Source organism: Bacillus sp. TH13, assembly GCF_016651175.1.
GTDB classification, from domain to species: domain Bacteria; phylum Bacillota; class Bacilli; order Bacillales; family Bacillaceae_G; genus Bacillus_A; species Bacillus_A thuringiensis_S.
Genome location: NZ_JAEKEJ010000007.1, coordinates 172,896 through 192,959, shown reverse-complemented (window position 1 = coordinate 192,959; position 20,064 = coordinate 172,896). Strand labels below are relative to the sequence as shown.

The following is a 20,064-nucleotide window of genomic DNA, read 5'->3' as shown; positions in this document are numbered from 1 at the left end:
CAAAACATATTTAAACGATTGTTTTATTATACTTTTAATATGGAATTATGTTACACCAAAAACTAAACACGTTTATTTTAACCCTGTTCTAATTTTAGGACGGGGTTAAAATATTTAAGACATTAAAATAAAATACATTTATTTTAACTTTATATTTAATGGTTTATTTCTTAGATAGAAATTTCGTTTTGGGGAACAACCAATATCTTAGGTTGATGGATGTGGGGTACCGCCCCATCGCTATCCAGCTAAAATTTTGCACTACCTATAAAGCGAAAAAGACGTTATCCTTTCTGTAGAATTATAGGAAAGGATGGCGTTTCTTTATGAATCTTTCGATTCTTGACGAACTTCAACCGATTGCTGAAGAATTACAACGACATATGTCTCCTCATACTCTAGAACACCTAGCCAAAGAAAAAGGATTCGTTCAGCGAAAGAGTAAATATCAAGCACAGGAGTTAGTTGCTTTATGTGTATGGCTTAGTCAACAGGTTGCAAGTACATCACTCACACAATTATGTAGCTGTCTTGAAGTATCTACAGGTGTTCTTATCAGTCCTGAAGGACTTAACCAACGATTTAATGCTTCCGCAGTACAGTTTCTTGAACAAGTGCTAGCTAAACTTCTAACTCAAAGAATTCATTCAACAAAAGAAATAATTCATCAATATACCACGACCTTTAAGCATATTCGGATTCTAGATTCTACAACATTCCAGCTTCCAGATAAGTTTTCTCCACATTATCAAGGTTCAGGTGGAAGTAGCCATACGGCAGGAGTTAAAATTCAATTGGAGTATGACCTGTTGAGTGGAAAGTTTCTGCACGTTTATGTAGGAGAAGGAAGAGAAAATGATAAAACTTTTGGTTCAACAAGCCTACAAACCGTTCAACCAAAAGACTTGTACATAAGAGATTTAGGCTATTTCGACTTACATGACTTACAGAAGATCCATGATAAAGAAGCTTACTATATCTCACGTTTGAAATTAAATTCTCGAATCTATCGTAAGAATGATAAGCCAGAATATTTCCGAAATGGGATCGTGAAGAAAGGAACACTCTATATTCAGTTAGATATGGAAGAACTCATGAATCAATTGCTCCCTGGTCAAACAATGGAGATTTCAGAGGCATACATTGGACAGTATCAAAAATTACCAGCTCGTGTTATTATTCATCGATTAACAAAGGAACAAACAGAGAAGAGGTTGAAGGAACAAGCCAAAAAAGAAAAAAAGAAAGGTATTATCTACAAAGAACGAAGTAAACGGTTGAGTGGAATCAACGTGTATATTACAAATCTTTCTGCAGAAAATGTTCCAACGGAACATATCCATGATTTGTATTCATTACGCTGGCAAATTGAAATTTTGTTCAAAACATGGAAATCTTTCTTTCAAATTGACAAGTGCAAGGAAATCAAGAAGGAGCGTTTAGAATGCCATTTATATGGGCAACTCATTAGTATTTTACTCTGTTCATCAACGATGTTCAAAATGCGTCAGTTACTCTTGGATAAGAAAAAGAAAGAGTTAAGTGAATACAAATCCATCTATATGATAAAGAATTATTATCTATTGTTTTATGAAGGATTACAGAAGGGCATCCATGAATTATTAAAAGTTTTACTGCGTTTGTTTTATCTTTTAGAGAAAAACGGGAGAAAATCTCACCGGTACAAGAAGAAAACAGTCTTTGATATCTTAGGCGTCGTATACGACTTTACTATATCTCACAATCATGTAGCATAATCAAAAAAATTGAAACCCGATAGGGTTTATTTAGTATGCAAATCTTTAAAGAACTTACACTGGACCTTTAGAAAAAAGAAAAAATCTCACGTAAAATTAAACTTATATAAGCTTAGCTTGATGGGCATGTGGCTTCTACCCTAGAAAGAATGGATGTAGCTGTTTCAAAACATTTCAGCTCTAGCATAGAACGGATTTGCTTCTTTATAAAGCGATGATCTTGTTCTACTATTTTATTCAAGTACTTTTGTTGTCTAAGTTGCATACCATCAGGTATGCTTTTTTCTTATTTTAACTGTTCAATCGCTATAGGATAAGTTGGGTCCTTATCGACAGTTATAACATGCGAATTTGAAACATGAAAAGACCACAAAGCTTTCTTAAAAAGCGCTTTATAGCCTTTTAGTCTCTTATTTTGTTTAGGAAAAAGTCAATTGTGTTTCCTATCGAATTAACAGCAAGATACAAATACATCTATTGACCTTTTGCGTTGATATATGTATCATCGACTCTCCAAGAGTCATTAGTTTGTTTGAGGTGATGAGGGATTCGTTTGTCCAATTCAGGACCATACTGATGAACCCAAAGTATAATCGTTGTATGAGAAATGGATAAACCCCGTTCTTCTAGCATTTCCACCAAATCACGAAAACTGAGGTTGTACCGTAGGTACCATCTTACCGTTAACAAAATAGTATCAGGCTGATAATGCTTCCATTTGAATACATTTTCCTTTTCCATACCAATCACGCACCCTTTTTAAAGTAATAGTAACAGTATGTCCAAGATTTATAGATTCATTGCAATTGTCCTTAAGTTTTTGCACCAGAACCTATTTTTGAATGTGTGACATCTTATTAACAAGCATACTAATAAGATTAAAATCTATTATAAATATATATCTTATATATTAAAAAGAAATAAAGATAAAACTTTTATAGGTTATCAAAAATAGGAAAAAGATCTACTCCCACAAGCGATAATTAGATTTTAGAACGCAAAAAATCATAAATAGTGGAAAATGTATCCGTAGATTCAACGATTGTTAGATTTTTAATTCTACAAAAAAGCAGAAAGGAGATCATATGTTTCTACATAAAATCGGAAATAAATTGATACAAATCACATTATATTTATTCAGCCATGGAAACAAGGTTTATTTTCTTTATTTTGGTAAATATAGTAGTATCTAGCTTGCAATTATCCACAATTTGTTCAGATAATGTAGCTATTTGTTAACATTACTCGGTATTTACACATAACTCACATTATTATTGATGATTTTTATTAGATAAATGTAACGACACTAGTATTTTCAAGGATATTGGGGAAATATTATTCACATTTGATCATATTTGTCCTCATATCCACTATTTTTATAAATATCTTTCTGATTTTTTGTAGATATAAAATCGGATGTTTTACTACACGTGAAGAATATTCAATGTGTAGTGTGGAGATTCTTCTATAGGTAGAAGAGGATTTGTATAGAAATGTATAAAAAAAGACTCCATTTCACATGAAGTTCTTCAGATTTGATATGTATAAATAGAGTAGTAGAAAAGGGGTCTTAATGAAACAAACACGAATAGCCCTCTACTTTCGATTTTTTCAAAAATAGAGAGCTTGTTGCTATTATTTTATTTCCATTGCCGTTAGCACCTGATCTGGAGCTTTTATTGTTACATCAACACGTACTAAACGTTCGAAGGTACGCATAAACGCTAGTAAATTAAACTGATTTGGTAGTTCAATCACGCGCAGCTGCTCTTGCGGTAGTTTATCAATTGCTTCGATAAACCATTCACGTACATCACTTGGAATTGTGCGTTCTTTATGGCCACGAACTTTTAATTTTTCACGCATTTCAATTTCTAAAGCGATATATGCATGCAGATTAACTCCCTGATCATATGCATATTTTCTAAATAACGTTTCTTCCTGGTATTTTAGATAATTACGGTGATAAGACTCTTCCGTCACTGGTACCGCAAACTGCTGTTTCAGCAGTGCATGCACATTTTTAAACATTTTCTTGATGTGGCGAAGTGAGTACATGGAATAATGTAGACCAAAATTAAAGACAGCTTGTTCACGGTCACTATTTCTCTCTTTTGGTATATGTTGCGCAATAAGAGGGTAGATACCTTCTTTCGCTGCTGTATCAAGAATCTGATATTGAGATGTTTGATGCAATAGTTTTTTCAATGTATATACAATTTTTGTTGGATATCCTTCTTTTCGATCAACCATGTCACGAAGTCCACGAATCACACTACGAATTTGACGATGACAAGTATGCTTTAATACATGAATGAACTTATTCATGTCTGCAGACAGTTCACCGATATTCATTTCTTGTAGAACTGATTCGATGAATTTCGCTTTACGAGCATAGGTAGCTCTTGGTGTAAATGGATCCCTGTGTTGTTCTTCACCAGCTTCTTTCGTACATAAGAAGTCCGGATGGATAGATAGATATAAGGTTGTATATCGTTTTGTATGCTTTACACCCTTTTGCATTTTGCAAATTTTGAATAGGGGATTCCACGTACATGGTAATGCAGTTGTTAATTCTTCGATAACCGCACGAATTTGATGCGGATATTTTTTATGTAAGAAACGATACATCCCACCAAAGTGAGTTTTATTGCCTCTTTCGTCCTGTTTGTTCAAAGAACGCTTTAACGTTGTTTCTGTATGTTGTTGCATAGCGATGTCTAAGAATAGTTTCTTAGCTGCTACAGATAGCTTAAAGAAAGCCTTTGTAAATACAACAGGACTAATATATACGTACGGATTTGCTTTTTCAGTTTCCTCATTCATAAAATGAGTGAGTTTGATTGTATATCGGCCATCTACTCCATTTTCAACGGAGATAATGTTATGTAAGTTTAATTTCTTTAATGCGATATAGAATTGAGAGTGTTGGATATAAGCAAATTCTTCTTTATATTGCTTGTAATCTTCCCACATCATATGTATTGTTACATTTGGAATGACGCCATTTGTATAGCATTTTTTATGTAGGTACAAGAATACTTCAAGATCAGCATTCGTAATACCGTATAATTTATGTTTTCTTCCTGTTTTTTCTGCAAATGCAGACATTGCACGACGTGAAAAAGATGGTTTCGCTTGCTCGACAAAGCCTTCTACATCCGCAATACGCTCTTCGTATGTCATGTACTGCAGAATATCTTCTAAATATGTATCTTTATAGCTGTAGTATTTCTCCTCAAATGTTTCCACAAACTTTTGCCAAGATTTTAGCGTTATTAAAACTGCGTTTGTTGTTTTCCCATTTAAGCTACGTTGATTTCGTATCACAAATGATTTTCCCATCTTCTTCACCTCCGTTCTGCAAATTCAGAAATATATGCTAAAAAACTATAAAATACACCCATTTTGATTATAGAAAAACGAATTTTATAAAAATGTGCCCTTTAAGAGAGAATTATAAAAAAGGCAACACCTTATGAGCCGTAGATACACAAGGGATTAAAAAAAAGTTTTAAAATTTTTTTGTACGCGACTTGGGAAGGGGTGTTGCTCTTTTTTGGTATGATGCTACTTATCGAGAAAAAGGAGAATCCTTTTATATCAATACTTTATAGGTATTCAAATAAACTTTAGGTACGCAACTTGGGAAAGATGTTGCTTCTTTTTCGGAAAAATGGGTACGCAACTTGGGAAAGGATTTTTATGTAATATATAGATTGTATTATATTAAATATCTTAAATCGCCTGATATAATAGCGTTTGTAGCTAATTTTCTTAGGACAATAGGTACGCGACTTGGGAAAAATGTTGCTTTTTTTAACATGAAATTAAATAATTTAAATATTAGACGTTGCTTGTTGAGAGAAATAAGTACGCAAGAAGGGAAGAATGTTGCTTATTTTAGTGAAACAGTACGTGAGTTGGGAAAGGTGTTGCATGTTTAATTTCCATTAAAAGAGAAAATCCTTATTCATATTCTGTAAAATAAGTACCTACCTGTTTTTAGGTTAGAGATAAGGATTGCGGCAAAATGAAATAAGGAACTAGTCTTCTCTGAAATAAAAGTAAACTTTTAAATATCATTATAAAACAACAACAAAACTTAAATGAAAATATATCACAACAAATTCTATTACGTAAAACAATTAATATACATATAATGATAATTATATGTATTGATTGAGGTGAATGTCATTCAAAGTTTAAAATTAATAAAATTCAACATGTGGGTATTCGGAATACTGTTTATTATTAATGTTATTGATTTTATTTCCACACTTAAGACTGAACATACTATTAACTGGCTCAGAGGTTCGGCTGCGATAGGATTTTTATTTGTATTTATAATGAATTTGTTAGATCTTAACAATAAAAATTATAAGATTGAAAAAGAAGAATCGAATTGAGGATTCTTCTTTTTTATGCGTTCCAAAAGGTACACCATAATGCAAATGTGTTACGTGTTTTACAATAAGGTACGCAATTCGGAAAGATTATTATAGTTAAAAAACAGTTAAATGACTGGTGATTTTTACTTACTTTCGAAACTCTATTTAGAATGGTATAAATGATTAGCAGCAATTGATATAATTGTGTTAGAAGCAATTAGGAGCATTCCTGTTAAAAAAATTTAGGGCACTTGAAATATAAAAAGCCCCCTTGGTATGATGCTGGGGTGTCAAATATCCCTACTTCATAACCAAGGAGGCTCCATATGGATTGTAATCAGAATTCAAAAATTAATTAAGTTACCGAAACAACTCTTGTGATCGGAATGGATATTGCGAAACGAACACATTATGCAAGTTTGATTGATGTAAGGGGGCGTGTGTTAAAGAAAGCATTTCCGGTCTTACAATCAAAAGAAGGTTTTGAAGCCTTTTATCAAAGTATTTTAGAAACAATGAAAGAATACCAGAAAACAGATGTGATTGTAGGAATTGAACCTACCGGATATTATTGGCTGAATCTCGCCTATTTCCTTACGGAACGAGGTATTCCATTGGTTATGGTAAATCCGATGCATGTGAAGCGTTCCAAAGAGTTAGATGATAACTTACAGACGAAACATGATGCAAAGGATGCACTTGTAATTGCTCGTCTTGTGAAAGATGGTCGATTTAGTTATCCACGCATTTTAGCGGAGCTTCGTGTCGGTGCTACCTTACGGAATCAACTTGTAGAGGAGCGATGTGCGGTACGAAATAAGCTCATTCGCTGGTTAGATCGCTATTTCCCTGAATTTACACAAGTGTTTTCTGACTTTGGAAAGACAGCCATGGCAGCGTTAGAGTGTAGCCCCTTTCCAGGTGATGTCATCGCAAAAACGACAGAAGAACTTTTGCATCATTATCGGCAAGTTGAAGGAATCAAAGCTCCACAGAAGTCAAAGATCATGAAGTTGGCACAGGTAGCCTGTAATTCTATTGGTGTAACCGAAGGACAAGAGATTGCCCGGCCCGCATAGAGATTGCCACATTAGTCCGTCGTTATCGCCAGCTTGATCACGAAATACAAGAACTTACAAGTCAATTGCCAGATTTGGCGAAAACTTCTGTTGAGTATGAATGGTTATCAACTGTTCCTGGTCTTGGGGATAGAACCATTGTAGAATTGCTATCTGAAATTGGAAGTTTTTCGTATTATCAGCACCCACGACAATTACTCAAACTTGCAGGGTTAACATTGCGTGAGCATTCTTCTGGTCAACACTGGGGACAGAAACGCATTTCCAAGCGAGGACGGAGGCACTTACGTGCGCTTCTTTTCCGCGTCATGATGCCAATGGTCCGTTGTAACGAAGCATTTCGTAAGTTACATGTTTACTACACGACAAGAGCTAAGAAATCCGTTACGCAAAAAGCAATCCATGGTGATATTGTGTGGCAAATTACTGAAGATTTTGCATGCACTTGGTACAAAACAAGTGGCATTCGATGCACAGCGTATGTTGAAAGATATTCCAAGCTTCGAAGGGGCAGTATAACGCCTATCTTTTATTTGATTCACTAGACAATAGGATGACACGGAGAAGCTGGCGTGATTTATTCCATTAGACTTTGAGTCCCTTGAGGAGCTTTGTCAGCCTCTGTCTTATGACTAGACCGACCGAACGAAGGAAGGAATGTAGGCACAAGATGCCCAGAGACATGGGAGGGTACGTCATCATAAGTTTTGCAGAGATCCATAGTGCATCATATATGGTTTATTTCCACTAATTTTATCCAGTGGAAACCGCGTAGCGCACCTAAGTTCTGTCAGTGTTTCGCATATATATAAATTATTGTTAATCTAGCGTGTTGAAAAAATATTTTTGACAACCCAACAGCGGGTATAACTGTTGATATATAAGCATTTATAGAGGGAGGATTATTAGTGGAAAAGTTAAAAGTACTATTTCAAAACACTATATATATAGCGTACCCTCTATTTACTGGAATTGAGGGAAGTGAAAGAGTTTTAAATAAATGGCAACAATTCTATCAAGATGTAGAACAAGATTTACAGAAGATATACAACTCAACTTATTCATCACAGACTTTCGAAAGGCTAGTGAAATGGGTTTCTAAGAAGGAAGCCTTAGGATTATCTGTGATAGACATTCTTCCCAAATTAGATAATCATAAGGAAGAGATTTTCGAATGTCTAAAAGACGATTTATATATGGAATTTGGAATTAAACTTCCCGTTGTCGCGAAAGAGTTACCTTTAGATTCAGGGGATCAAAGTGATTATATAGAACGAAGTAATGCAGGGTTTATGTACCATTTATCAGATACCATTGCTAAAAATAAGTTTATAGATGATCAAGATAAGAATGTTCGTATAGCTCAATTGCAGGATAAACAAAATAGTCTAGTGGTAGTATCATCACACGATGATGGTGATATGAAATTACAAAGGGAAGAGTTAAAAAGGTGGAATACACTGATTGAATCTACTTTTTTAACACGGGTAATGGATGATTTGACGGCAGACTGCCTCGATATTGTAACGGAACTATGGGTAAAGAGTGCGGAAAATGATAAGACTATTGTGCCTGTACATTACGAACAAATATTAGATATGTGTAATATGAAACAAATCAAGAATGGTACGGCTTATTATCGAAAAGAGGACAGATTAAAGATTATGGAGCGTTTAGCTGCTCTTGCTAGTATTTTTATTTATGTCAATGAAGATAATGAGATTGTGATATTGAATGAAGAGGATCCAAATGAAACATTAGCTTATAAAAAGCAAAGAATTCGAAGGTTATTTGTAATGGATGAAATTATCATTGCAAAAGATATTGATACGGATAAAACATTAGGAATAGAGAGTATGAACGTTACACCAGGCAGTTTTTTATCGAAGTATCTATACGGTTCTGAAAAGCTAACAGGTTTATTATCTAAGAAAGCACTGGAGTATAATAGCAAGCAACAGAGATATCACAAAAGATTAACCAGATATCTAAGTTGGCGTTGGCGTATTCAACAATCATATCAACATTTGACTCATTCATATAGTATTGGTGGTCCTAAAGGACTATTACAAGTTATGGAAATAAGTATGAATAGAAAACCAAGTCTAATAAGACAAGTTTTTGAAAAGACGTTAGATGATCTTATGAGGGACCAAGTGATTCAAGAGTGGAATTACTCTCCTGAAATTGATGAAGAGAAATGTAAGGGGAAAAATTGGTTTGAAAACTATTGGCTAAAATTGAAAGTAATTATTTCCCCTACAAATGAACTTGTTAAACTACAAAAAGAGTTAATAACTAAGAAAAATAAGCAACAGGTACCATTAGTCATCGAGTTGGAAGAAAAGTCACCAGTAATGGAAGAGAAGCAAATAAGTATACTAAATCAAGAAATTCCTAATAGTATTGAGTTCTATATTGAAAAGATGAACACGTATAAAGAGAAGAATAATAAGAGTATACGTGAGTTAGCAAAAGAAATAGATATTTCATATTCAACACTTTCAAGGATGTTATCCGGTAAAAGAAAACGTTTAAATGATGATACAAAAAACAAATTAGATAAGTGGATCGAGAGACAAGAGGTAGTTAATCTGTTGTAAATGTGAGTTTAAAGTAAATAATAAGAAAAGCATTTTTACCAAGCATTTGCATTAAGTAACTACACAGAGGAAGAACAGAAGCTGCTTAAGAAGTTCTATCGAGTATTAGCGAGGGAGTTTCATCCAGATATAAATAAAGATAGTGGGAAGGCTAGGGTACTTGTGCACCAATTAAAGGAACAGTGGGGATTATAGAGTGTTATTGGAATCGAAAAAAGGTGTATTTTCCCTGCGTTCATTTCTGATATAAAATATAAATAAAAGGGGGAATTAGTGTGACTGATGAACCCAACGCATAATCGTTGTATGAGAAATGGATAAGCCCCGTTCCTCCATCATTTCCACTAAATCACGAAAACTGAGGTTATACCGTAGGTACCATCTTACCGTTAACAAAATCATATCGGGCTGATAATGCTTCCATTTGAACAAATTTTCCTTTTCTATACTAATCATACACCTTTTCTAGAGTAATAATATCAGTATGTCCAAGTTTAAGAGATTTTTTGCACCAGAACCTATCACCCTTAGTTATGTATTTTTCGGGAATTTTCTGAATTTAGGTGTTAGCTTGTCACCCTTGTCCTGAACTTATCATATTATTTTATAGAAAGTTACATTTATGTTTGGGAAGGGGAATTTGATATGTCACAAGCAAATATACCTAATATTACCCCTAATATTACATTAACGCGTGAAGAATCGATTAATTTAATATTAGCATCTATTGCATTAGAAGAATTAGGTTTGGCTCATATAATTAATGCGGAAGCAGAAAAAATTCAATATGCCATTGGAACATTGGGTGGTCTATCGCCAGCAGCTACGTTGGATGAAATTTTGGCAGTGAATGAAAGTGTAAATCAAACTATACAAACTGCGCTTAAAACGCAGATGCTGTTACAGTCTAAATTAGATAGTGTTATACAAACTCCTGTATTAACAGGACCTCCGGGGCCAACAGGCCCAACAGGACCTGCTGGAGGTCCAATAGGACCGACAGGGGCAACGGGAGCAACGGGAGCAACAGGAGCAACGGGAGCGACAGGGGCAACGGGAGCAACAGGAGCAACGGGAGCGACGGGAGCAACAGGACCGACGGGAGCGACAGGGGCAACGGGAGCGACAGGGGCAACGGGAGCGACAGGGGCAACGGGAGCAACGGGAGCGACAGGAGCAACGGGAGCAACGGGAGCGACAGGACCGACGGGAGCAACGGGAGCAACAGGACCGACGGGAGCAACGGGAGCGACAGGACCGACGGGAGTAACAGCTACAGCATTAACAACTTCTGGATTCTTCTTTTCTACAGCTGGTGGTACAGTCGCACCAGGTGCTAATTTACCACTATCTACTACTGGTGCTGGAACAACACCTGATTTAACTCTCGGTACTAATAGTGTAACTATTAATACACCTGGGACTTATCTTGTTACTTATTACTATAATCCGGTAAACACATCTCCTATGAATACGCTTGGAAATGTTCAACTTACCCTCAATGGTACAGCTGTACCAGGTACTGATATTTATTCTAATCCTTCTCCATCGACAGTTGGGGCAAGTATAGGATCTCAACCGGTTACCGGAACAGCATTAGTAACTGTAACAACAGCAGGAAGTACTTTAGCCCTTCAAAATGTGGGATCTGGTGGAGGTTCTATTATATTATCAGGAAATCCAATAACATCTACCCAAGTCACACTAGTAAAAGTAGGATGATATTAATTTTATTAAAATAAAGTAAGTTTTCCAGTGCAGCTATACAGAAATTATGATGATTTTTAAAGATGGAAGTTAACGGTGAGTGGAACGAATTGAGTATTAAGGAGTTGACTAGTTCACAACACTGAACCTTTCTTTTTATTTTACCTGTCTCGAGAATATTAAGAGGTATTTGTATCCCTGCATAAGTTGCGGGGATTTTACATAAAGGAAAAATTCATTTACAGGTGGTCTTTAGGGTTCTGGTGCAAAAATAGAATAAAGGAAGGTCTTTTTAATTTAATTGGGGCCCGAAAAAAATACAGGCTTATTGGACATGCTCGAATTTCTTCAAAAGCTCGTATAATGTATGGATTTTAAAAATGAAAGGAAGATGAGTATGTCTCAAGCGAATATCCCTAATATAACTCCGACGATATCCATTACTGCGGGTCAATCTGTGTCTTTAATCTTGGCTTCTATTGCCCTCGAAGAGTTAGCATTAGCTCATATTATTAATAGTGAAGCAGAGAAAATTCAATTTTTATTAGGAACATTAAATTCAAGCGTTACTCCTCCACCAGTGACGGTATCAGGTTTGCTAACATTAAATAATAGTGTTAAACAAACATTACAAGCGGTTATTAAGCAAGAAATGCTTTTACAATTCAAATTAGAAAATGTATTAGATTTAGTAAGTATAACACCACTCCCATAATTACAGTTTAAAATGAGAGTCATTGTATCAAATAAATCGATACTTTGTCTTGCATAAAATTGTAATTAATTATATCAAGTCTTATTATTATCATTGTTATTTGTATTCATATTCATCTTCATATTCACAGGGACATAAAAAAGTGCCCCTCCAATTGTTAATTATGTCTAACGATGGGAGGGGGTATTATGGAGTCGTCTTTTTGTATTTAATATAAGATTTAAAGTGTACATAGTACGGTTGATATTTGATTAAGGTTAACTATTGCTGTGAAAGTGAGCGTTAGTAGTTAACTCTAATATAAATGATGCAAATATCATACAACAGCGAATGAAGTCAATGTATATATTAAATGGCAGAGAAACCATTTAATGTACATCTAAAAATTATATTGTATAACTGAAAAAAGCATCCCGGGATATTGAGGATAGAATGCTGTTCTGAATATGATAATATATCCATGTCAGGGGATTTGATGTGTTAATTTAACGCATTATCCGAAAGAAGTCTCCTTCCTCAAGCGTGTGAGTCCCTGTACAAGTACACTCATTTCACCGTAGGAATTATGAGCAGAGCCTACTAAAATAAATAGCGGACAGTTTAAATATAATCATCTTGCTTGATATCATTGTGGAATTTGTGATGGAGTTCACGTTTTTTAGATATTTTCCTAACATGGTTGAATCGCAACCTAACTGTAATGATATCTTCCAGTATCTTAATCTTTTTTCTCTACGTAGAACCACAGCTTGCTCACATAAAATACCCCATCCTTTCCGAGAATTTTCTTTTAGTAGTATCGTTTTGTTCACGGATATTTAGGACTCCTAGAAATTTTATAAACAGTGACATAGGTGTAACTTATAAAAAAGAAAATGCGTATACTGATTGTAATTGAAAGGTATAGGAAAATGTCTGCGAATGGTAAACGACTTAGTTCTCAAGTATTATGCAAATGAGTGTAAGGATCAATGTAGTATTAAGGGGTATTTAAGGTTTTTTGGTGTAGGAAAAGACTGGTTTGAAGTTAATATTTAAGATTGTATAAAAACATAATATTTTTTAGAGGGGGTTAACATTTGTATACGTGAAGAGACAAGTGGACTGATGGAAATGTGATTGTTGCTACCAAATGTGGATTCCATTTCTGGTATCGCCGACGTGCAAGGTTACGGTATAGACCATGTAGGTTCATGGGGTACGGTACTCTTAACAGATCGGTTCCCATTATGTTTTAGTGTCTTGTTCTTGACGACTCGATGCATTTTACGGAGTAGAAAAAATCGCTGCTCCAACCTCATATGTAGTCGTTTCTCAAAGAGCGGAAGAGTTTGAAAGACTTGTACTTGTCTATAGATTTATTATAACAAAAGTGTTTTTCTACGAAAAAGCGATACGAATGAACATTAAAAGGCCCATATGTTGCTATGATGTAGCAATTAAAAGATAAAGACCAAAAAAAATCTATTTATTCGATAAGGCCGTTATACATGGTTGTTTTATATAAAACATAAAATTGGTTATAGCAGGATAAAGGGATGTAATAGTTTTTATCACAATGAACAAGTTGCACAGCTTATGCCTAATAATTCTATCGTTGAATTTAAAAGAAAATAGTTTGAGTATAACTGCTTATTATTTTGGATGGCGAAGGGAGTTTAGTTTATGCTCACAAGTATAATTATATTAACTCATAATCAATTACAATACACCCAAGAATGTATCTATAGTATCAGAAAGTATACAGTACAACAAGAGTATGAGTTAATAGTTGTGGATAACGCGTCAACAGACGGTACGGTAGAATGGTTACAAAAACAATCGGATATTCTACTCGTGAAAAATGCGGAAAATATGGGGTTTCCAAAGGGGTGTAATCAGGGAATTAAAAAGGCAAAAGGTGAAAATATTCTACTGTTGAATAATGATGTTGTGGTAACAGACCGTTGGTTAAGCAACTTAATTCAGTGTTTAAATGAAGAAAAAGATGCTGCAGCTGTAGGCCCTGTAACTAATAGTGCCTCTTACTATAGTGCTATTCCGACTTCTTATAGGGATATTCAAGAGATGCAGGAGTTTGCAAGCTTATATAATCAAAGTGATAAAAATAAGTGGGAAGAACGTATGAAATTAATAGGATTTTGTATGCTTATTAAAAAATCAGTGTTAGATGAAATTGGGTTATTAGATGAGCGTTTTACACCAGGGAATTATGAAGATGATGATTTGTCATTAAGAATATTTGAAAAAGGATATAAATTATATTTATGTAGAGATACATTTGTTCATCACTATGGAAGTGTGTCTTGGAGAGAAGATAGTGTTAAATTCTCGATGACTTTAAATGAAAATAATGGGAAATTCTGTGAAAAATGGGGGTTTTATTCCGAAGGACTATATATTTACTATGATTTATTAGAAATTTTAGATCGATGTATGCCAGGAAAAGTGAACATGCTTCATGTAGGCGCTGGATGTGGTGCGACTTTATTAGAGATGAAAAGTCGTTATTCAACGGCTTGCTTATTTGGAGCGGAAGTTAATGAAAAAGCAGCAGTCCTTGCAAATAGGATAGCTCCTACAATATGTAGCGAATATAACAAGTTGCATGAAGTGTTTGGTGGTGAATATTTCTATTTTATTTTGTTGTCACATCCCATTGAGCCCGAACAATTAAGTCGTGTAATACAATCTATTTCTCAGATTTTAGCTCCAACAGGCACTCTAATTATGTCGAAATTCAATTTAGCTAATTATATCGCATTACAAAGTTTAAAAAAAGAATGAGAAGAAATGTTTACGGATTGGAAAGTGAATGTCGAAATTCATGCACGACAAGAGGTCGCTTCATAATAGTGCGTATCCATAGGGATACGCTATTCTATTTGTCAAGAATATTTCCACCCGAAACAGCTTTGCTAGTAATGGCAGGGTTAGTTGCATGAGGGGATGCATAAGGAAGCGATGAACGTACATTCAATCCATGCTAGGAAAAGATGAGAAAGGTAAACGACAGTGAATCTTTTTAAGCTTCGTTACCCGACTGTACGTGAAGCGTGATAAGGGTTTTGAAACCTTGCGGAATTAGCAAAATGGTTTTTGAGACGCCAATGGTTCAACTCGATAAGAGTTTTAAAATGGTTGATTATACAATGGATTATAGTTAGCCCCCCCCCGTATTCTCTTACCTTTTACAGTAAGAAAATACGGGGGGGCTATGGTGGGAGCTATTGGCTTACCAAAATCTATTTTTTCTAAAATCAAATAACATTAATTCAAATTGCTTTATATTTTCATGAAATTGTTTCCCCAATATATAATTATCAAATTTAATATTTTTTAAATCAGTAAGTATAATAGAAGATTTTATTTTATTATTTATACTATGATTAGAGATGTTAAAAATGTTCATTAATGTAACGCATAGTGCTGTCTTTTTTTATTACATGTGTTTTAGTTACCAATAAATTTGACAGTAAAACTAAATTATATTCAAATAGTACTACTTTTTGAGGAGGGATATTTGTCTTTTTTTTAATTTCTATTAATTCAATACATTTTAAAATGATTTGTGCGATGTAAAAATTTTGTTTCTCTATTTCGTGATATAAGTTTTTAATATTCATATTGATCATTCCTGAAGTAAATGATATCTATAAATTATCGATTCAAAATTATTAACAAGAATTGTATTCGAATTATAAATACAATTCATTAAACTGACAATTTTACTTTGGAAATTCAAAATATCATTTGTTTGATTTTCGGCATCTAATAAAAAATTTAACATATTTATTTCAGCTTCTAGCAACTTGTTTAATGCTACTTCTCTTTGAAGCATACTCTCAACCCACCCCGTTAATAATTCGGTGTTGTAGTCCATTTTTGAAGTTTTCTCCTTTCATAAAAAATTTATGTACCAATGTTTTTTTATTTAGGATGTGGTACATGTGTTTATTTTTACTCCTTTTTTCTTAGTTGTTTAGAATTCTTAATCGCAATCATCACAATCATCACAATTACAATTACAATCACAATCACAATCACAGTCATGGCAGGAATTTGTTGGTATTTTAAGAACATCCTCAAGTTTAAATTGTAGTAACATTTGGGTTTTAATAATGTTCCTTAATATTTTCTCTACGCTCTCTTGAGTTATAATCACTTCTTTAACAGACAGACAGTTTTCCCCTATTATTTTTTGGATCTTTTCAGCTTCAGCATTTAATAAGTGTGATAGTCCTATTTCTTCCATCGCAATAGAAGATAAAAGCAGATTAATAACTTCTTCTCTGGTCAATGTTATCTGGGGCTTTATATCAGGAATATTTGGTAATGACATACTTCCCCCTCCTTAAAAACATATATATTAAAAGCTCAATATATCTAAACCAAACACAAATAAAATTAATTAAATTTACATGAAAACCATTGATGTTTCCTTAGTAAATACACACACGTACATAACAAAGATGAATACATTATTATTAGATTTAATATTATTTGTAATTAAAGTTAGGAGTATGTAAACATGGTTAATTTCTGGGATGATTTTATTTTTGGGAAAAAAACAATGACATAGTTGATCGGGAAGATTTATCAGGCGAACATACGGACACTGATCCATACGTTTTCTTACCTCAAATACAAAATACTGTAAATAAAATAAAGGATTTCGGATTATTTGAACATTCTAAAAACGAAGAACGGAATAAAGAAAAAAATCCAATAATTATAAGAGAAAAAAACATTTTTAAAAAAGAATACGATATAAGTAGCCGTCTTTATTCGAGATATTTATATCGTATTCTAAAATTAAAGTTTTAATTACTAATGAGTAATTAAAACTTTAATTTTACTTATTGTGTTCTTTATTTAACTGCATAGAAACTTTCTTCTTTAAATAATAACGTCCCTTATTTGTCCCCTGTAGTAAGTACTCAAATCAGAGGAGAAAAGAACCGGTAAGTTATGAAAGTGGGATTTTATTCAAGAAGATCTAGTATATGTTCTAACTTGAATTGTAAAAGCATTTCTTGTTTAATGGTTGCCTGTAATGTTTGTTGAACACTATTATTTACCGTAAGTAAATTGGATAATGTTACTGGTGGAGGCGTAACGCATGAATTTAATGTGCCTAATAAAAATTGAATTTTCTCTGCTTCACTATTAATAATATGTGCCAATGCTAATTCTTCTAGTGCAATGGATGCTAATATTAATGAAATAGATTGACCCGCAGTAATGGCAATCGTCGGAGTTATATTAGGGATATTTGCCTGTGACATATTCTTACATCCTTTCATTTGTGAGTTCTGTACATTCTCTGTTTTTCTACACTTATCCATATATGTTTTTAGGTTTCTGTAGCAGGAGTATGCTCTAGTCTAGAGTTAGAGTTTTTATAAGTACAACTTCGTTTTTAAGGATGAATTCTTACAATGGATATCTAGGTGGAATTCTTGTATAATTAGTGCTAGTGAAATGCGCAATTAGCATTTATTGTCCTGGGTATAAATTGAACGTCTTTTGCCTTATCATTGTTGTATAAACTAACGCTAACGATTTTAAGGAAGTAGTAAGGACATTTGCTTGAAATAATATTGAGCATCTATTGATTTTCACACTATATGTTTAATTTTTTTAAAGCTTCAACAGCGGGAACATAATCCTGTACTAATGAAACGGATGTTTCATATGCTATTCTAGCCTCTTTTAAATTGTTCATTTTTTCTAAACAGGCCCCCTTATAATACCAAGATAGATGTCCACCTACACCATATAAAGTGAGGTGTTTTAAATTTCTATCTCCCATTTTAATACAATGTTCGAAAACTGATACAGCTTCATTATATTGTTCCTTCAAAAATAATATAATTCCCTTAAAAAAGTGTAAATCTACATAATCAGGATATAATTCAATTGCTGAATTTATACTAGGCCAAGCTCCTTCAATGCTTCCTAAATTCAAAAGTATTGAATATTTTAATTTATACAATAGGGAAGGTGGTAATCGTTCATTAGTAATAAAATTCAGTATGGATTTATTAACAAACTCAAAGGCATCTGTGTATTTTTTTCCTTATAATATTCACTAGCAATATGATACTCAATCCAAGGACTATGCTTTTCTTTTTTTAGCTCTTCTTTTAATAAGGTTAAGTTACGAACAGTTTTTTGCTTTCTAGATACTTCAGAATCCAAATATCCGTAATGAAAAACTTTTACTGGAAGAGTTTTAATCTCTTGTACTTCCCCTAGAATCTCTTCTACATTTAATGTTTCATGTATATTGTATATAAACTTAAAGCCTTCATAGTTTTTAAATAAACGAGTATGTGCTATATGGAAAGTTTGGTTAATATCATTTTCTTTACCAATATAATTAATTAAGTGGATAGAAATTAATTTTTCATCTTTCGATTGATTTAGAAAATTTTTAAGTTCCTTGGCATCCTTTAAATCCATTTTTTCATCAGCATCTAACCATAATATCCAATCTCCAGTTGCTTGTTCTAACCCGAAATTCCTAGCCTCTGCAAAGCTATTGTTCCATTTGAAATGAAAAATTTTCGCATTGAATGCCTGGCAAATTGCTACTGTCTGATCAGTTGATCCTGTATCAACAATAATGATTTCATCAATGAATTCTTTTACACTTTCTAGGCAGTTTAAAATGTTTTTTTCTTCGTCTTTCACAATCATACACAAAGAAATAGTTGGATGATTCAATAAAGGTACCTCCTTTTATCATACTTATATTCATAATGACTTTATGATAAGAAATATTAAAACATAACGATTGTAGAAAAAATAAAGTGGTTACTTTCAAAAAATCACTTTATTTTATAAGATATAATGGTTTGGGGTATTTTGGTTAGCGCTGCATAACGTATCAACTAAAAAAGAAATATCTACAATTAACCATGGTGGCAGTACTTTTTGCGTGAGGGAGAATACATATGTTTGTTATTCTGAGTATCTTAGAATTTAGATTGATTATTTGTCCTTTGTTCGGGTTCTGGTGCAAAAACTTCAAAATATCTGCAAGTAATCTCCCGAACTTTTCCATACTGATACTAGTACTCTAAAAAAGGATGTGATCAGTATGGAAAAGTAAAATCTATTCAAGTGGAAACATTATCAACCTGATATTATTGTATTAACCGCAAGATGGTACCTGCGGTACAACCTCAGTTCTCGCGATTTAGTCGAAATGACGGAAGAACGCGGACTATCTATTGCTCATACAACCATCATGCGCTGGATTCACCAGTATGGTCCTGAATTAGATGAGCGAGTACGACATCATCTTAAGCCAACCAATGATTCTTGGCGGATCGATGAGACGTATGTGAAAGTCAAAGGTCAGTGGATGTACCTATATCGTGCTGTTGATACGATTGATTTTTATTTAAGCAACAGAAGAGAGCATAAGATTGCAAAGCGCTTTTTCAAGTAAGCTTTACGGTCTTTTCATGTTTCAAAGCCCTGTGTTATCACGGTAGATAAGAACCCAGCCTATCCTATTGCGATTGAAGAGTTGAAGAAAGAGAAAAAGATGCCCGTAGGCATCCAAATAAGGCAGGTAAAATATCTTAATAACATTGTGGAACAGGATTATCGTTTTATTAAAAAGAGAGTTCGTTCGGTGTTAGGATTGAAATCTTTTCGTACAGCTAAATCTATTCTTTCGGGAATAGAAGCGGTGCATATCATTAAAAAAGGACAACTTGTTTTACGGGACAAGTCTGTCCAAAATCAAGTGAAGTTTATTCATCAATTATTTGGAATTGCTGCATAAGAACAGAT

General features: G+C 33.7%; 11 protein-coding genes and 4 pseudogenes. 7 read left to right on the top strand and 8 right to left on the bottom strand.

The window, feature by feature from the left end; all coding sequences use genetic code 11:
- The first annotated feature begins 326 nt into the window (after nucleotides 1-326).
- Nucleotides 327-1,757, top strand: a complete 1,431-nt coding sequence (locus JFU02_RS02650; protein WP_201069626.1) for an IS4 family transposase — start codon at nucleotides 327-329, stop codon at nucleotides 1,755-1,757.
- 112 nt (nucleotides 1,758-1,869) lie between these two features.
- Here JFU02_RS02650 and JFU02_RS02645 read toward each other — a convergent pair.
- A pseudogene (locus JFU02_RS02645) lies at nucleotides 1,870-2,498 on the bottom strand (IS6 family transposase).
- Nucleotides 2,499-3,392: 894 nt separating this feature from the next.
- Nucleotides 3,393-5,102: a hypothetical protein gene (locus JFU02_RS02640; RefSeq protein ID WP_201069625.1), complete on the bottom strand. Its 1,710-nt coding sequence runs from the start codon at nucleotides 5,100-5,102 to the stop codon at nucleotides 3,393-3,395.
- A 1,432-nt stretch (nucleotides 5,103-6,534) separates the two neighbouring features.
- Between JFU02_RS02640 and JFU02_RS02635 the strand changes: the two are divergent.
- A pseudogene (locus JFU02_RS02635) lies at nucleotides 6,535-7,746 on the top strand (IS110 family RNA-guided transposase).
- 389 nt (nucleotides 7,747-8,135) lie between these two features.
- Nucleotides 8,136-9,830, top strand: coding sequence for a helix-turn-helix domain-containing protein (locus tag JFU02_RS02630; protein WP_201069624.1), 1,695 nt, complete (start codon nucleotides 8,136-8,138; stop codon nucleotides 9,828-9,830).
- Nucleotides 9,831-10,109: 279 nt separating this feature from the next.
- Here the strand turns inward: JFU02_RS02630 and JFU02_RS02625 are convergent.
- A pseudogene (locus tag JFU02_RS02625) lies at nucleotides 10,110-10,286 on the bottom strand (IS6 family transposase); the annotation flags it as partial.
- Between the two features lie 189 nt (nucleotides 10,287-10,475).
- On the opposite strand from JFU02_RS02625, the gene JFU02_RS02620 reads away from it, so the two are divergent.
- The 3 genes from JFU02_RS02620 to JFU02_RS02610 all read left to right on the top strand — a co-directional run bounded on the left by JFU02_RS02620 (nucleotide 10,476) and on the right by JFU02_RS02610 (nucleotide 15,039).
- Nucleotides 10,476-11,552, top strand: a complete 1,077-nt coding sequence (locus JFU02_RS02620) for an alpha-helical endospore appendage domain-containing protein (RefSeq protein ID WP_201069623.1) — start codon at nucleotides 10,476-10,478, stop codon at nucleotides 11,550-11,552.
- Between the two features lie 382 nt (nucleotides 11,553-11,934).
- Entirely contained in the window at nucleotides 11,935-12,252 is a 318-nt protein-coding gene (locus tag JFU02_RS02615; RefSeq protein WP_201069622.1) for an alpha-helical endospore appendage domain-containing protein, read from the top strand.
- A 1,665-nt stretch (nucleotides 12,253-13,917) separates the two neighbouring features.
- Nucleotides 13,918-15,039, top strand: a complete 1,122-nt coding sequence (locus tag JFU02_RS02610; RefSeq protein ID WP_201069621.1) for a glycosyltransferase family 2 protein — start codon at nucleotides 13,918-13,920, stop codon at nucleotides 15,037-15,039.
- 844 nt (nucleotides 15,040-15,883) lie between these two features.
- Here the strand turns inward: JFU02_RS02610 and JFU02_RS02605 are convergent.
- The 5 genes from JFU02_RS02605 to JFU02_RS32380 all read right to left on the bottom strand — a co-directional run bounded on the left by JFU02_RS02605 (nucleotide 15,884) and on the right by JFU02_RS32380 (nucleotide 18,984).
- Nucleotides 15,884-16,135, bottom strand: coding sequence for an alpha-helical endospore appendage domain-containing protein (locus tag JFU02_RS02605; protein WP_201069620.1), 252 nt, complete (start codon nucleotides 16,133-16,135; stop codon nucleotides 15,884-15,886).
- Between the two features lie 108 nt (nucleotides 16,136-16,243).
- A complete protein-coding gene (locus tag JFU02_RS02600) occupies nucleotides 16,244-16,594 on the bottom strand; it encodes an alpha-helical endospore appendage domain-containing protein (protein ID WP_201069619.1) in 351 nt (116 codons plus the stop codon).
- A gap of 643 nt (nucleotides 16,595-17,237) precedes the next feature.
- On the bottom strand, nucleotides 17,238-17,540 hold the full coding sequence (locus JFU02_RS02595) for an alpha-helical endospore appendage domain-containing protein (protein WP_201069618.1): 303 nt from the start codon (nucleotides 17,538-17,540) through the stop codon (nucleotides 17,238-17,240).
- Between the two features lie 338 nt (nucleotides 17,541-17,878).
- On the bottom strand, nucleotides 17,879-18,223 hold the full coding sequence (locus JFU02_RS32385; protein WP_276571035.1) for a tetratricopeptide repeat protein: 345 nt from the start codon (nucleotides 18,221-18,223) through the stop codon (nucleotides 17,879-17,881).
- Nucleotides 18,224-18,285: 62 nt separating this feature from the next.
- Nucleotides 18,286-18,984, bottom strand: coding sequence for a glycosyltransferase family 2 protein (locus JFU02_RS32380; RefSeq protein ID WP_276571034.1), 699 nt, complete (start codon nucleotides 18,982-18,984; stop codon nucleotides 18,286-18,288).
- A 376-nt stretch (nucleotides 18,985-19,360) separates the two neighbouring features.
- Here JFU02_RS32380 and JFU02_RS02585 point away from each other — a divergent pair.
- Nucleotides 19,361-20,056: pseudogene (locus JFU02_RS02585) on the top strand (IS6 family transposase).
- The last annotated feature ends 8 nt before the right edge of the window (nucleotides 20,057-20,064 follow it).

Excerpts from the sequence above, each read along its gene's own strand:
- JFU02_RS02620 (WP_201069623.1), top strand. The coding sequence starts at position 10,476 with ATGTCACAAGCAAATATACCTAATATTACCCCTAATATTACATTAACG.
- JFU02_RS02610 (WP_201069621.1), top strand. The coding sequence starts at position 13,918 with ATGCTCACAAGTATAATTATATTAACTCATAATCAATTACAATACACC.
- JFU02_RS02600 (WP_201069619.1), bottom strand. The coding sequence starts at position 16,594 with ATGTCATTACCAAATATTCCTGATATAAAGCCCCAGATAACATTGACC.
- JFU02_RS02595 (WP_201069618.1), bottom strand. The coding sequence starts at position 17,540 with ATGTCACAGGCAAATATCCCTAATATAACTCCGACGATTGCCATTACT.
- JFU02_RS02640 (WP_201069625.1), bottom strand. The coding sequence starts at position 5,102 with ATGGGAAAATCATTTGTGATACGAAATCAACGTAGCTTAAATGGGAAA.
- JFU02_RS02650 (WP_201069626.1), top strand. The coding sequence starts at position 327 with ATGAATCTTTCGATTCTTGACGAACTTCAACCGATTGCTGAAGAATTA.
- JFU02_RS02605 (WP_201069620.1), bottom strand. The coding sequence starts at position 16,135 with ATGGACTACAACACCGAATTATTAACGGGGTGGGTTGAGAGTATGCTT.
- JFU02_RS02615 (WP_201069622.1), top strand. The coding sequence starts at position 11,935 with ATGTCTCAAGCGAATATCCCTAATATAACTCCGACGATATCCATTACT.